The organism is Pseudomonas entomophila, from assembly GCF_029478665.1.
Taxonomy (GTDB): domain Bacteria; phylum Pseudomonadota; class Gammaproteobacteria; order Pseudomonadales; family Pseudomonadaceae; genus Aquipseudomonas; species Aquipseudomonas entomophila_F.
Genome location: NZ_JARPQB010000032.1, coordinates 1 through 14,349, shown reverse-complemented (window position 1 = coordinate 14,349; position 14,349 = coordinate 1). Strand labels below are relative to the sequence as shown.

10 protein-coding genes are annotated in these 14,349 nt (G+C 65.7%); 5 read left to right on the top strand and 5 right to left on the bottom strand.

All coding sequences use genetic code 11. The annotated features are described in order from the left end of the window. Positions 1 to 16 precede the first annotated feature (16 nt). Positions 17 to 718, top strand: coding sequence for a response regulator transcription factor (locus tag P5705_RS16975; protein ID WP_011534131.1), 702 nt, complete (start codon positions 17 to 19; stop codon positions 716 to 718). Between the two features lie 6 nt (positions 719 to 724). Next, the gene (locus P5705_RS16970; protein ID WP_277462018.1) at positions 725 to 2,023 is read left to right on the top strand and encodes an ATP-binding protein; all 1,299 of its coding nucleotides are present in this window, start codon (positions 725 to 727) and stop codon (positions 2,021 to 2,023) included. A 45-nt stretch (positions 2,024 to 2,068) separates the two neighbouring features. On the opposite strand, the gene P5705_RS16965 is transcribed toward P5705_RS16970, so the two are convergent. The 5 genes from P5705_RS16965 to wecB all read right to left on the bottom strand — a co-directional run bounded on the left by P5705_RS16965 (position 2,069) and on the right by wecB (position 10,521). Next, a complete protein-coding gene (locus P5705_RS16965) occupies positions 2,069 to 3,157 on the bottom strand; it encodes a GGDEF domain-containing protein (RefSeq protein WP_277462017.1) in 1,089 nt (362 codons plus the stop codon). A gap of 200 nt (positions 3,158 to 3,357) precedes the next feature. After that, complete coding sequence (locus tag P5705_RS16960; protein ID WP_277462015.1) at positions 3,358 to 4,197, bottom strand: DUF4434 family protein; 840 nt, start codon at positions 4,195 to 4,197, stop codon at positions 3,358 to 3,360. Continuing rightward, the gene (locus tag P5705_RS16955) at positions 4,197 to 7,199 is read right to left on the bottom strand and encodes a phage receptor (protein WP_277462014.1); all 3,003 of its coding nucleotides are present in this window, start codon (positions 7,197 to 7,199) and stop codon (positions 4,197 to 4,199) included. Before P5705_RS16955 ends, P5705_RS16960 begins: the two co-directional genes overlap by 1 nt. After that, positions 7,196 to 9,370, bottom strand: a complete 2,175-nt coding sequence (gene nrfB, locus P5705_RS16950) for a cyclic di-3',5'-guanylate-activated glycosyltransferase NrfB (protein WP_277462012.1) — start codon at positions 9,368 to 9,370, stop codon at positions 7,196 to 7,198. Before nrfB ends, P5705_RS16955 begins: the two co-directional genes overlap by 4 nt. Continuing rightward, positions 9,367 to 10,521 (bottom strand): non-hydrolyzing UDP-N-acetylglucosamine 2-epimerase, encoded by a 1,155-nt coding sequence (gene wecB / locus P5705_RS16945; RefSeq protein WP_277462011.1) that lies wholly within the window; start codon positions 10,519 to 10,521, stop codon positions 9,367 to 9,369. Before wecB ends, nrfB begins: the two co-directional genes overlap by 4 nt. Before the next feature lie 317 nt (positions 10,522 to 10,838). On the opposite strand from wecB, the gene P5705_RS16940 reads away from it, so the two are divergent. The 3 genes from P5705_RS16940 (at position 10,839) to yiaY (ending at position 14,306) form a co-directional block, all read left to right on the top strand. After that, entirely contained in the window at positions 10,839 to 11,276 is a 438-nt protein-coding gene (locus P5705_RS16940; RefSeq protein ID WP_277462009.1) for a PACE efflux transporter, read from the top strand. Between the two features lie 187 nt (positions 11,277 to 11,463). Next, a complete protein-coding gene (gene ilvA / locus P5705_RS16935; protein WP_277462007.1) occupies positions 11,464 to 13,026 on the top strand; it encodes a threonine ammonia-lyase, biosynthetic in 1,563 nt (520 codons plus the stop codon). 131 nt (positions 13,027 to 13,157) lie between these two features. Beyond that, positions 13,158 to 14,306: an L-threonine dehydrogenase gene (gene yiaY / locus P5705_RS16930; protein WP_277462006.1), complete on the top strand. Its 1,149-nt coding sequence runs from the start codon at positions 13,158 to 13,160 to the stop codon at positions 14,304 to 14,306. The last annotated feature ends 43 nt before the right edge of the window (positions 14,307 to 14,349 follow it).

The following is a 14,349-nucleotide window of genomic DNA, read 5'->3' as shown; positions in this document are numbered from 1 at the left end:
TTCGTCAAATTCACTTATGCCCAACATTCTCCTGGTCGAAGACGACAGCGCGCTGTCCGAGCTGATCGCCAGCTACCTGCAACGCAACGATTTCCATGTCCGGGTGATTGCCCGGGGCGACCATGTGCTGGACGAGTTCCGCCGGCAGAAACCGGACCTGGTGATCCTCGACCTCATGCTTCCCGGCCTCGATGGCCTGCAGGTATGCCGCCTGCTGCGCCAGGAGACGCAATGCCTGCCGATCCTGATGCTGACCGCCCGTGACGACAGCCACGACCAGGTGCTGGGCCTGGAAATGGGCGCCGACGACTACGTCACCAAGCCCTGCGAGCCCCGGGTGCTGCTGGCCCGCGTGCGCACCCTGCTGCGCCGCAGCAGCGTCAACGAGCCGCGCCTGGACAGCGACCTGATCCAGGTCGGCGGCCTGCGCATCGACCTGGCCGAGCGCAGCGTGAGCTGGCGCGGCGAGGAGGTGGAACTGTCCAGCGGCGAGTACAACCTGCTGGTGGTGTTGGCGCGCAATGCCGGCGAGGTGATGAGCCGCGACCGCATTCTCCAGCAATTGCGCGGCATCGAGTTCAATGGCACCGACCGTTCGGTGGACGTGGCCATTTCCAAGCTGCGTCGGCGCTTCGACGATAACGCCGGCGAGGCGCGCAAGATCAAGACCGTGTGGGGCAAGGGGTATCTGTTCAGCCGGGTCGAGTGGGAGTACTGACAGGCCATGCTGAAGATCCTGGTGCGGCTGTACCTGGTGATCATCGTCGCCTATGCCGGCGCGATCGCGTTGATTCCCGACACCATCGTCGGGCTGTTCCATGACCGTTTCATGGCCTACAACCTGGACCAGGCCAAGGGCGTGCAGACCCTGATCGTGCGCCAGTTCCAGCAGGCGCCGCGGGAACAGTGGCCGACGGTGGAAAAGGACCTGGCCATGGCGTTCAAGCCGCTGGAGGTGCGCTTGCAGCGCATCGCCGACGCTGACTTGAGCCGCGAAGAGAAAGCCCGGCTTGAACAGGGCTTGTTCGTGGTGCGATTGGCCGACTGGGGCTACTACGAAACGGCGCTGGCGGCACTGGACGGTGAATGGCTGGTGCGCCTGCATTCACCGGACGACCCGCTGGACATCAACGTGTTGTCGTGGGGCGTGACCGTGCTGATCGGCGCGGCCATGCTTGGCTGCCTGCTGCTGTGGGTGTGGCCGCACTGGCGCGACCTGGAAAGGCTGAAGGAAACCGCCCGGCGCCTGGGGCATGGCGAGATGTCCGAGCGCACGCATATCTCGCCGCGTTCGAACATCGGCGAACTGGCCGGGGTGTTCGACACCATGGCCAGCGACCTGGAGCGCCATGTGAATCAGCAGCGCGAACTGCTCAATGCGGTGTCCCATGAGCTGCGCACCCCCTTGACTCGCCTGGATTTCGGCTTGGTGCTGCTGTTTGACGAAGTGCCGCCGCCCAGCCGCAAGCGCCTGCTGGAACTGGTGGGGCATGTGCGCGAGCTGGATGAGCTGGTGCTTGAGCTGTTGTCCTACAGCCGAATGGAAAGCCTCGACCAGGCTCGCGAGCGGGTCGAGGTGTCGTTGCTGGAGCTGGTGGACAGTGTGCTGGGAGGGTTCGCCGAGGAACTCGACAGCCGCGGTATCCAGTGGGAGGTGCGCGCCGATGCGAAGCTCCCACGCTTCGTGCTCGACCCACGCCTGACCGCGCGCGCGGTGCAGAACCTGGTACGCAATGCCATGCGTTATTGCGACGAGAGCCTGTTGCTGCGCTTGCGCCTGGAAGAGGATGGCGCCTGCCTGCTGACGGTGGAGGACGATGGTATTGGTATCCCGACCGAGGAGCGCGAGCGGATCTTCCAGCCGTTCTATCGCTTGGATCGTAGCCGTGATCGCAATACCGGTGGGTTCGGGTTGGGCTTGGCGATCAGTCGGCGGGCGATCGAGGGGCAGGGCGGGACGCTGACCGTGGCGCAGTCGGCGTTGGGGGGAGCGCAGTTCAGGATTCGGCTGCCAGCGGGGTAGTATCGATTCGCCTGTAGGAGCCAGCTTGCTGGCGAACAGCGCACGTCAGGCATCCGCAGGACGGGGGCCCCACACCACGAACCGGTCCTTGCCTGTGTGCTTGGCTTCATACAACGCCTGGTCCGCGCGAATCAGCGCGAGGGTCAGGGTATCCCCGCCGTCGACCCGGGTCAGCCCGATGCTGATGGTCACAGGATGCTCCTTAACGTCCTCGCGCACCCGCTGGCACAGTGCGTCGACCTGCTGCTCGGCGCTGGTTTCATCCAGCCCCTGGAAGAGGATCGCGAATTCTTCACCACCCAAACGAGCGATCTCGAACCCGCCCATCGCCGTCTTGATATGCCCCGCCACACGCTTGAGCACCTCGTCGCCGATGTCGTGGCCGAAGCGGTCGTTGACCTTCTTGAAATTGTCGATATCGATCATCGCCAGGAACTGTCCAGGGCCGGCCAGTTGCAGCTGCTTGTGGGCCTTGGCCATGAACGAGCGGCGGTTGGGGATCTCGGTCAGGGCGTCGATGTAGGCCTGTTCCAGCAGCACCTTGGTCAGGTAGAAGTTGTGCAGCTTGGCCTGGCGCAGGCGCAGGTAGCTGTAGATCACCAGGCCGCTGAGGCACACCGCATAGCTGAACAACATCGCCCCCTCCAGCTCCAGCAGGCCGATGCGCGTGTGGTAGAAGGGGTTGAGCATGAGCCAGGTGATGGCCATGGCGCAGAAGAACGACCAGCGCCGTACCGGCAGCACGGAGACGGTGTACAGCACGGTCGACACCCCCAGCACCAGCCACACCGGGCGCAGGACAATGGGGATGCCCTCGATCACCAGGCGCATGGCCAGGGTGATCACCGCCACGAACAACAGGTTGAGCACGTCGAAGTGCTGGCTTTTGCGGGTGAAGCCCAGGACCACGGCGAGGCTGCACAGCAGGGCGATGAACAGGCCCGACAGCCAGGTGAAACCCTGGCCGCCCAGGTAGCTGACGATCAGGTCGAAGACCAGCCAGATGGCGATGCCGATGCAGAAGATCAGCTGGCAGAAGCGGCGCATGGCCTCGAATTCGTGCTGGCGGAATTCGGCACGCAGGGCGGCGGGGGCGACCTGCTGGCGGACGTGGGCTTCTAGGGTCTTGTACATGGCGGGCCGGTAAGTTCCTTGAGGCTTATTGTCGTTTCAAGGTTTGGGGCGAGGCGACGGTGCGGTGTTGATTGTTCTGGCCCATTCGCCGGCAAGGCCGGCTCCTACAGGTACGCCGCAGATCATCAAGTTCGTGCGGCCTCTGTAGGAGCGGGTTTACCCGCGAACACCGGCAGAGCCGGTGCCATGCATCGCAGTGCCTAGGGATACGAAAGCACGCCCTTGGCCCAGGGCCGGTACCTGAGGGCGAACACCGCCTCGGCATGGCAGCCCGTGTTCAGTGCAGGCTGTGCCGGTTCGGCACGGAAGGGCTGGCCGGGCTTGCTGGCCTGGCGGAACGCCTCGCGAACGATCCCCACCCGGCAAGGCAGCGCCTGTTCATAGCCCTGGCGCACCCTTGGCGCCAAGCGCCCGGTCCCCGCGCCGTCTTGCCACCAGACATTCAGGCCAAGGCTCGCCAGTTGATCGAGCCACGCGCCATTGACCCGTGGCGACAGCTGGCCAGCGCTGAAGGCACTGAGGTGCAGAGGCTTGTCCAGCTGCCGGTTGAATGCCTGCAGCTGGGTGTACAGCGCATCGCGCCTGGCTGGATCGCGAAAGTGCAGGTCATCCAGCTCCAGTGGCAGGTACCAGCCGCTGACCGGCAGCTGCCAACTGGCGCGCAGCTTTTGGTACTGGCTCAGCGAGCGTCCCAGTTGGGCCTTGAAGTAGCTGGTCAGGCCTTCGCCGTCGAGTTCTTCAAGGCGCTGATAGTACGCAGGGTCCATGTACAACCCAAGCACCAGCTCCAGGCCCTGGGCACGCGCTTCGCGCAGGCTGTCGGCCAGCCAGCCCCGGGCGCCGCCGAAGTCGCTGTCGCCATAGGCGCTCCACTGCACGATCAGGGTCTTGCCGCCTTGGGCGACGGTGGCGCGCCACAGTTGCTGCCATTGCGCGGGGGTGACGTTCGCATCGCGGTTGAGTGGCTGATAGAACAGGCGCTGGTCGGCCTGGGCGGGCAGGCACAGGGCGAGCAGGCAGATGGCCAGGAAGATACGCATCAGAAGTTCATCTCCACACCCAGCAGCACACCGTTGGCGCGTTCATAGAGATTGCCGCCCAACGCCTGCTGGTACTCGGCACGCACTTTCAGCGAGCCGCGGTAGGCGTTGTAGCGGTCGTCGTCGAACCACCATTGCCAGCGCACGCCGACCCCGGCACGGGCGTCCTGGCGCCAGTCGTTGCTCGGGTCCTGGCTGGAGAACTCGAGAAAGCCGTAAGGCATGATCGTCTGCGGCGACTGGCTGGGCAGCTTCCAGGCATGGCCCTGCTGGAAGCGCGACAGCCAGGCATGGTCGCCGGCGCGGGTCCACCAGGCGGCGTCGAGGTAGAGGAAACGCTCGTCCCAGTCGTCCTCGTCGATACGCCAGTCGTTGCGGTAGCGGCCCTGGTCGAGGAACGAGGCGGTGGCGCGCAGCAGCAGGTCGTTGCTCGATTCCGCGTGGTGGCGCAGGTCGCCCCAGTTGCCGCCGACCTTGGCCGGGCTGAGCAGCTCGCCCAGGCTCAAGCCGCTGTAATGGTCGCTGTCGATCTGGCGCTGGTGGTAGAGCTCGGCATACAGGTTGAGGTTGGCCTGCCCGAGCGGTTTGTAGCGCAGGCCGACGCCGGTGCCCATGCTCTGGGCGTAATCGGTGCGGCTCTGACCGCCGAACAGTACCCGCCCATACACCGACAGTGTGCTGCCGTTACGGCTGGGCTCTTCGCCCAGGGCGTGGTCCCACAGTGCCAGTTGCACGTTCTGCGACTGCGCCTTGCGCGAACTGCCGCTGCGCGTGCCGTTGTCGAGGAAGCGGTCGTTGGTCGAGGTGCCGGCGGGCGACCAGGTGCTGGCCAGGGTGACGCTGTCGCGCCGCGACAGGGTTTCGTGGGCGCGACGCTGGCGGTACTTGCGTGCCTCCAGGCTGCCGTATTGGTCATCGCCGTCGACCAGGTTCTGCTCCACATCCAGCACCCGGCGCAGCTCGCGGCGGGCCGCGGCGCTGTTTTCGACCTCGTCGTAGCGCAGGGCGAGGGTTTCGCCGAGACGGTAATCCTCGGGGAAGTCGCGGGTGGCCTGTTCCAGGTAGGGGATCGACTGGCGGCGTTGGGCCTTGTCCTCGGCGCCGGCCAGGCGCATGCCGTAGTCGGCGCGGTAGCGCGGCTGGTTTGGGGCGAGGCGCACGGCCTCGGCCAGCCATTCGGTGCTTTGGGGTGTGTCGCCGGCCTGCTGAGCAGTGCCTGCGGCGGCATAGTAGTGGTCGGCGCGCGGCGCGTGACGCAGGGCTTCGCGCTGGTAAGCCAGCGCCTGTGGCAGGTCGCCCTGGCGTTGGGCGATGGCCGCGCCCAGCGCCCAGTCGTCGGCGCTGTTGTGCGCGGCGGCATCCCAATGATGCCGGGCACTGGTGACGTCGCCGGTGTTCAGTGCGCCGCGTGCGGCAGTCATGCGGGCGTTGTCGGTCCAGGTACTGGCGGGCAGGCTGTTCCAGATCGGCAGGGCTGCCTGCGAGTCGCCGGAGGCTTCCAGGGCGTAGGCCAGGGGTAGGCGGCTGCCCGAGTCGCCCAGGCGTTCGGCGGCCTGGTAGTAGACCACCGCTTCACCGGGTTGGTCGGGCATCGCGCAGCGACCCAGGGCACGGTACTGGCCGGCTTCGGTCGGGTTGGGCGGTATCGCGCCGCGCACGGCCTCGCACTGGCCGGCCTCGGCCAGGCGGGCGAGCAGCAGGCCACGGGTGGCGGCATCGACCCTGGGCACCAGGGCCAGCATGCGTCGGGTGTCCAGCGGGCTGTCGTTGCGCGCATAGAGATTGCCCAGGCGCTGCAGCAGCGAGGGCGTCAGGCGCCTCTGGCGGCGGTCGTAGGCTTGCTCCAGCAGTTGTCGGGCGCGCTCGCCGTGGCCCTGGTCGAGCAGCATGAAGCTGGCTTGCTCCAGGGCGACGAGGTCACCGGTCTGGCGGTAGCGCTGTTCCCATTGTGCGGCCGTGCGCGGTTGCGGGGGCTGGGGCGGGTCGCCATGCAGGCGTTGCTGGAGGATGGCGTAGGAGCGTGGGTTATCGCTGGCCTGGCAGCCCTTGAGTTGTTCGCGGGCCAAGGCCAGGTCCTTGCGTGATAGCCAGTCGACGGTTTCCAGACAGGGGCGCTGCAGCTCATTGCTCAAATGCTGCACCAGCGGTGCATCGTCACCTTCGCGTACGAGCTCCCACAACTGCCGGCGTTGTTCAGGCTGTTGCAGTTGATCGGTCGGCAGGCTGTGCAGCCAGCGCTCGGCCTGCTGGTTGTGGCCCATGGCGATGGCGCGCTCGGCCATGGCCAGGCGGGCGCGGGTGGCGGCTTCCTGCGAGGGCGCACTGGCCAGCAGTGTGTTCAGGCCCTTTTCGTCGACGCGTTGGATGTAGGCATTGGCCAGGCGCTGCCAGTCCTGCGGCGGTAGCTGCCCCTTGTCGGCCAGCGGTTGCAACTGGTCGATGGTTTCGCCCCAGTTGCGCAGCTGTTCGGAGAAGTTGCCCCGGGCCAGGCGCAGCACCATGCCGTCGTCGCGTGGTGGCAACTGGTTGAGCCAGTCCAGGGCGCGGCGCGCGCCGCCGAACTTGGCCAGGCTCAGGCTGTAGGCCTGCCACAGGCGGATACGTTGATTGCTGTTGCTGCTGGCGATCCAGCCTTCGACCTGGCTGGCGGGTGGTGGGTCCTGTTCGATCCAGGTCAGGCGCAGCTCAAGCAGGGCATCGGCGTGCTCGGGGTTGTCGTCGAGGACCTCGGCGATCACCTCGGCCTCCTTGTAGCGACGCTGGTGGGCGAGGGACTCGGCCAGCAGGGCACGGGCCTCGTTGTTGTTGGGCACGCGCTTGAGCACATGGCGGGTCAGGCGCTCGACCTCGGGCCAGTTGTCCTTCTGTGCTTCACGGTAGCCGCGCTCCATGAACGGGAAACTGGTGAAGCGCTGGAAGTCGGTCATGGGGGCCGTCGGGGCGGCGAGGGCGGAAGAACACAGCAGCAGGCTGGCGAATGTCAGGGAAAGACGGGGCTTCATGCCACCTCCCGGGTCAGGTCATAAGCGGCCTGCTGTTCGCTGGCCTGTTCGGCGAGGGCCTGCTGCAGGACCTCTTCGGTGATGATGCCGCGGCTGATCAGGTGCTCGCCCAGGCTCTGCCGCTCGGGGTCGAAGTCGATCAGCGCCTGGTTGAACAGGGTCGCCGGAACCATGCCGCGCACCTGCAGCAGGGTGCCGAGCATGACCTGGTGGGTGCTGACGTCCTCCAGCAGCCTGGCATCGTCCTGGCGGCGCTCGAGCACCGCGAGCATCTCGCGAGTTTCGGCCTTCTGCCATTCGCTCGGGTAGTGGTAGCGCAGGCCGAGCGTCACCCGCCCCTGAGGCGCCAGGCGGGCGCGCACCGGACGCTTGAGCTGGCGGCTGATAACCCCCAGCGAGACCTGGCTGACCGGGCTTTCGCTGGCCAGTACCAGGGTGTCGCCGTCTTCGTCCACCGGCAGCACGCCGTAGTGGGTGGCCAGCTTGCGCGGCAGCTTGGCGATCAGCGCGGGGGGGATCTTGAACGGGTTGAGCGGCGCCCATGGCAAGTCCAGCTGTTCGGCCAGGGCTTCGGCCAGTTGCTCGCTGTTCAGCCAGCCGCGCAGCAGCAGCTCGCGGCCCAGGCGCCGACGCACCGGGCTGGTGATTGCCTGGTGCAGTTGTTCTTCGCTGATCAGGCCTTTCTCCACCAGGCGCTGGCCCAGGGGCGTGCGCGCAGGTGAAGCGAGGGCGGGGAACTCGTGGGTGGTCTTGTCCCAGGCCACTCGGCGCGAGTCGCCCATCTCCATGACCTGGCGCAGGGCGCGCAGGTTGGCGAAGAAGTTGACGAAGTTGCTCCACATCATCCGCGGCGCCGACAGCAGCCCCTCGAAGATGCCGTAGTAGCGGGTGACGAACCAGCCGCGCTGGAACAGGCGGTTGACCAGCAGCAGGCCGTTGAGCCAGAGCAGGGTGGAGAGCAGCTTGCTGTCGCCGAGGATCGACATGAAGCGCCACGACTCCGGCGCGATCACCGTGACCAGCCACATGGCCAGCAGCACCAGCAACAACAGGTTGACCAGGAAGCTCAGCAGGTAGGCGAACAGCCCGCGGCGGTCGCGCCAGAGGAAGTAGTTGAGCGCGCCCTTGCGGCTCCAGCCGAGGTTGCTGGTGCCCTGGAAGACGATGCCGACGATCCACCGCGACTTTTGCCGGATGGCGTGCTGCCAGTCGCGCGGGAAGTGCTCACGCACACAGATCACCTGGGAGAACTCGCGGCTCATGCCGGGGCGCCAGTCCTGCTTGAGGGCCAGGGCGGGGTCGGTGATCGAGTAGCGGGCGAAGATGCACTTCATGCCTTTCTGCTTCAGGCGGAAACCAATGTCATAGTCTTCGGTGAGACTCTGCACGTCGAAGGCGATGCCGTCGCCATCCTCGAGCAGCGCGCTGATCGCCCGGCGGCTGAAGCAGGTGCCGACCCCGGCGCTGGGCACCTGGCCGGTGAGCGCCTCGCGCACGATGACGTCCTTGCCGTGGTTCTCGGCGAACTCGTCGACGTAGTGGCCGGCGGTGAAGCCCTTCCACTCCGGCGCATAGGGGTACACCGGGATCTGGATCATGTCCTTGTTCGGCAGCAGGTAGTTGAACAGGCGCAGTTCCATGGGCGAGATGACGTCTTCGGCGTCATGCAGGATGAACCCGGCGAACTCGATGCGCGCGTCCTGCTGGAAGCGCAGGATGGCGTCGATGATGTTGTTCAGGCAGTCGGCCTTGCTGGTGGGGCCGGGGCGGGCGCAGACCACCTTGTGCACGTTGGGGTAGTGCAGGCACACGGCGTCGACGTCGGCCTGGGTCTGCGGGTCGTTGGGGTAGGTGCCGACGAAGATCTGGTAGTTCTCGTAGTCGATGGTCGAGGCCGCCAGGCGCGCCATCTCGCCGACCACACCCACTTCGTTCCAGGCCGGGACCATGATCGCCAGGGGTTTTTCCGGCACCTCGAACAGGCGTTTCTCGTCGGCCTTCTCGAACTTGTCATAGATGCGGAAACGCCGGATCAGCTTGCGGCCCCAGTAGCACAGGTCGATGAACAGGTCGTCCAGGCCCAGCACGAACATCAGCGTGGCCAGAACAATGGCGAGGATCTTCAGGCCGAACAGAACATAGGTAAGGAAGTCGATGAAAACCAGGCTCATGCGTTGTCTCGTGCGGCGGAGTGTTCGGCGAACCAGCGGGTCAGGCGCTCGGCGATGCGTTCGCTGGCGTGGCCGTCGCCGAACGGTGTGAACACCCGCGCCATGCGTTCATAGGCGGCCGGGTCGTCGAGCAACTGGCTGGTTTCATGGACGATGCGCTCGGTCAGGGTGCCCACCAGCTTGACCGTGCCGCCCTTGAGCACCGCTGGGCGTTCGGTGACCTTGCGCAGCACCAGCACTGGCTTGCCCAGGGCGGGCGCCTCTTCCTGCACGCCACCGGAGTCGGTGAGGATCACGTGGGCGCGGTTCATCAGCCAGACGAAGTGCGGGTAGTCCTGGGGCGCGACAAGATGAATGTTCTCGCGACCGGAAAGCACGCTGTAGACAGCGTGCTGCACCTGCGGGTTGAGGTGCACGGGGTAGAGGAACTGCACGTCCGGGTAGCGCAGGGCCAGTTCGGCCAAGGCCAGGCAGATGCGCTCGAAGCCGCTGCCGAAGTTCTCGCGGCGGTGGCCGGTGATCAGCACCATGCGCTGGTCGTCGCGCAGCACGTTGAGCGGCGAGTCGGCGGCGGGGCGCCAGTTGTCGTGCTTGAGCTTGTCGCGCATCCACAGCAGGGCATCGATCACCGTGTTGCCGGTCACCTCGATGTGCTCGGGCGGCACGCCCTCGCGGATCAGGTTGGCGTCGGAGTCGCGGGTGGGCGTGAAGTGCAGGTCGGCGAGCACCCCGGTCAGGCGCCGATTGGCTTCCTCGGGCCAGGGTTGTTGCAGGTTGCCGGTGCGCAGGCCGGCCTCGACATGGCCGATGGGGATGTGCCGGTGGAAGGCGGCCAGCGAGGCGATGAAGCTGGTGGTGGTGTCGCCGTGCACCAGCACGATCTCGGGCTTGACCTGCTCGTAGGCCTGGTCGAGCTTGTCCAGCAGGTCGCGGGACAGGCCGTTGAGGGTCTGGTTCTGGGTCATCACCTGCAGGTCCTGGTCGACCTTCAGGCCAAACGCGGTGAGTACCTGCTCGAGCATTTCCCGGTGCTGGCCGGTGGAGCAGATGTGCAGGTCGATCCCGGGCCAGGTGCGCAGCACGCGGGCCAGCGGGGCCATCTTGATTGCTTCAGGGCGGGTACCGAATACCATCATGACGGTGTGAGCCATCGTCTAATTCCTCGTACGATTCCCTGGACGAAGTGGTAAGACTTGCCGCTGCTTGCAAGTCATAGATACAAGCAGCCGAATGCGGGGTTGTCCAATGCGGGGGCCGTCGCGGAATGTCGCGATCGACCATTGCCGAACGGGTCTGAAGGCCAGGGCCGAAGAGGCCCGGCGACCGTTCGAGTGCCAGGGAGAAGGGTGGTGCGGAAACGTTTATGCTAGCGAATCTTGACTGAATGATCAGTTAACAATGTATTTCAGGCTTTTTCCTACAGGCTGCTTCTAGTAACTTTGTAGGTCTTTTCTTCAGGGAGTCGCACATGCAAGGCAAGGCACGCAAGGTCGTCCAGGCCATCCTCTACGAAGCCATCGCCGTGGCCTGCGTGGCACCGGCGCTGGAGCTGGCGTTTGGGGCAGGCATGGCCCAGTCGACGGTGCTGTCGATCCTTATGTCGGCTATCGCCATGAGCTGGAACATGGCCTATAACTGGCTGTTCGAGCGTTGGGAAGCGCGCCAGCACAAGCGCAGCCGCACCTTCATGCGCCGCCTGCTGCATGCCCTGGGCTTCGAGGGCGGGCTGGTATTGATCCTGCTGCCGCTGGTGGCCTACTGGCTGGATATCAGCCTGTGGGCGGCGCTGGTGACCAACCTGGCGTTGTTCGTGTTCTTCTTCGTCTATGCCTTTGTGTTCCAGTGGGGCTTCGACAAAGTGTTCGACGTGCCGGTATCGGCGCAGGAAGTGGCGAAAGGGTGTTGACGCGCCGGCTTCGCCCAGGCTAAGTTTCCGACCCATGAACACATTTCCGCACCCATCCGCCGCCAGCATTATTATTACCGCCATTATCGGTTTGGCGGGCTAGCGCGTACGTGCACCGAACCCGCCCTGGAGGCGGGTTTCTTCTCTCTGACTCCTGGGCACTTCAAACAAGAACCAGGAGTCATCGATGACCAATCTGAACGTCAGCCCCCGCACCCCCGCAACGCCCCAGCAGCTGCTGTCCGAGCAGGTGCGCCGCATTCTCGGTGCGCCCGTGTACGACCTGGCCATCGAGACACCCCTGCAAGTCGCGCCCGCGCTGTCCACGGCGCTCGTCAACCAGGTGCTGCTCAAGCGCGAAGACTTGCAACCGACGTTCTCCTTCAAGATCCGCGGCGCCTACACCCGCCTGTCACGCCTGACGCCCGCCCAGCGCGAGCGCGGGGTCATCACCGCATCGGCAGGCAACCACGCCCAAGGCGTGGCACTGGCGGCCGCGCACCTGGGCATCAAGGCCACCATCGTCATGCCTACCACCACGCCATCGCTCAAGGTCGAGGGCGTTCGCTCCCGTGGCGGGCACGTGGTGCTGCATGGCGAGAGCTTCCCCCATGCCCTGGCCCATGCGCTGGCGTTGGCCGATAGCGATGGCGCGACCTTCGTGCCGCCGTTCGACGACCCGGACGTGATCGCCGGCCAAGGCACCGTGGCCATGGAAATCCTGCGCCAGCACCCCGGCGCGCTGCACGCGATCTTCGTGCCGGTCGGCGGCGGCGGGCTGATCGCCGGCATCGCCGCCTACGTCAAGTACCTGCGCCCCGAAGTGAAGGTGATTGGTGTCGAGCCGGAAGACTCCAACTGCCTGCAGGCGGCCTTGGCTGCCGGTGAACGGGTGATCCTGCCGCAGGTCGGCACCTTTGCCGATGGTGTCGCGGTGGCCCAGATCGGCGCCCATTGCTTCGAGCTGTGCCGCCACTTCGTCGACGAGGTGGTGACGGTCAGCAGTGACGAGTTGTGCGCGGCGATCAAGGACATCTATGACGATACCCGCTCGATCACCGAGCCGTCCGGTGCCCTGGCGGTGGCCGGGATCAAGAAGTACGTGGCCCGTGAGGGCTTGCAGGGGCAGGCGCTGGTGGCCATCGACTCCGGCGCCAACGTCAACTTCGATCGCTTGCGCCATGTGGCCGAGCGCGCCGAGCTGGGTGAACAGCGCGAAGCGGTGATCGCCGTGACCATCCCCGAACAGCCCGGCAGCTTCCGCGCTTTCTGCCAGGCCCTGGGCAAGCGGCAGATCACCGAGTTCAACTACCGCTATTACCCGGGCAAGGAAGCGCGGTTGTTCGTTGGGGTGCAGACCCATCCGCAACACGATCCGCGCCAGCAGTTGCTGGCCAGCCTGGGCGAGCAGGGGTACCAGGTGCTCGATCTGACCGACAACGAACTGGCCAAGCTGCATGTGCGTCACACGGTGGGCGGGCACGCGGCGCCGGGCGTCAATGAACGGGTGCTGCGTTTCGAGTTTCCGGAGCGGCCGGGTGCGTTGCTCGGTTTCCTCGAGCGCCTGGGCAAGCGCTGGAACATCAGCCTGTTCCATTACCGCAACCATGGTGCGGCCGAGGCGCGGGTGTTTGCCGCGCTCGAGGTGCCGGATGATGAGTTGGCGGGGTTGCCCAGGGCGCTGGACGAGATGGGGTATCGATACTGGGATGAGACGCAGAATCCGGCGTATCAATTGTTCCTGGGGTGAGCTAGACAACGCTGTTCGCCGGCAAGCCGGCTCCTACGGGGGAGGTGTGTGGCGCATTGTCCTGGGTCAAGGCGCGTGCTGTCGTTCAGGCGGATGCTCAAGGCAAACCGTCAGCGTGAGAGGACCTGGCCATGAGCAGCACCTTCTTCATTCCCGCCGTGAACATCATGGGCATCGACTGCCTGGACGAGGCGATGACCGCCATCGCCGGCTACGGCCTGCGCAAGGCCCTGATCGTCACTGATCAGGGCCTGGCCAAGGCCGGGGTGGCCGAACGTATTGCTGGCATGCTGGCCATGCGTGACATCGACTCGGTAGTGTTCGACGGCGCCAAGCCCAACCCAAGCATTGCCAACGTCGAGGCGGGCCTGGCGCTGCTTCGGCAATCGCGCTGCGACTGCGTGGTTTCGCTGGGCGGCGGCTCGCCCCATGACTGCGCCAAGGGCATCGCCCTGTGCGCCACCAACGGTGGCCATATCAGTGACTACGAAGGCGTTGACCGCTCGACTAAGCCGCAATTGCCGCTGATCGCCATCAACACCACCGCCGGCACGGCCAGCGAGATGACTCGCTTCTGCATCATCACCGACGAGGCACGCCACGTGAAAATGGCCATCGTCGACCGTAACGTCACCCCGGTTCTTTCGGTCAACGACCCGGCGCTGATGGTCGGCATGCCCAAGGGGCTGACTGCCGCCACCGGCATGGATGCCCTGACCCATGCCATCGAGGCGTATGTCTCGACGGCGGCCACGCCGATCACCGACGCCTGCGCGCTCAAGGCCATCAGCCTGATCAGCGACAACCTGCGCCTGGCAGTGGCAGAGGGCGGCGACCTGCGGGCGCGGGAGAACATGGCCTATGCGCAGTTCCTGGCGGGCATGGCGTTCAACAATGCCTCGCTGGGTTATGTGCATGCCATGGCGCACCAGTTGGGCGGTTTCTACGACCTGCCCCATGGTGTGTGCAACGCCGTGCTGCTGCCTCATGTGCAGCGCTTCAATGCCAAGGTCAGCGCGGCGCGCCTGCGCGACGTGGCCAAGGCCATGGGGGTGAAGGTGTGCGGCCTGGATGCGGAGCAGGGGGCGGGTGCGGCGATCTCGGCCATCGAACACTTGGCGGCAGCGATTGGTATCCCGGACGGGTTGGCGGAGCTGGGGGTGAAGGTCGAGGATGTGCCGGCGCTGGCGGCCAATGCGCTGAAAGATGCCTGCGGGTTGACCAACCCACGGGTGGCGAGCCAGGTGGAGATCGAGGCGATCTTCAAGGCGGCGTTCTAGCCTCTGTAATTGAATGGACTCGCCCCCGCCGAGGCATCACAGT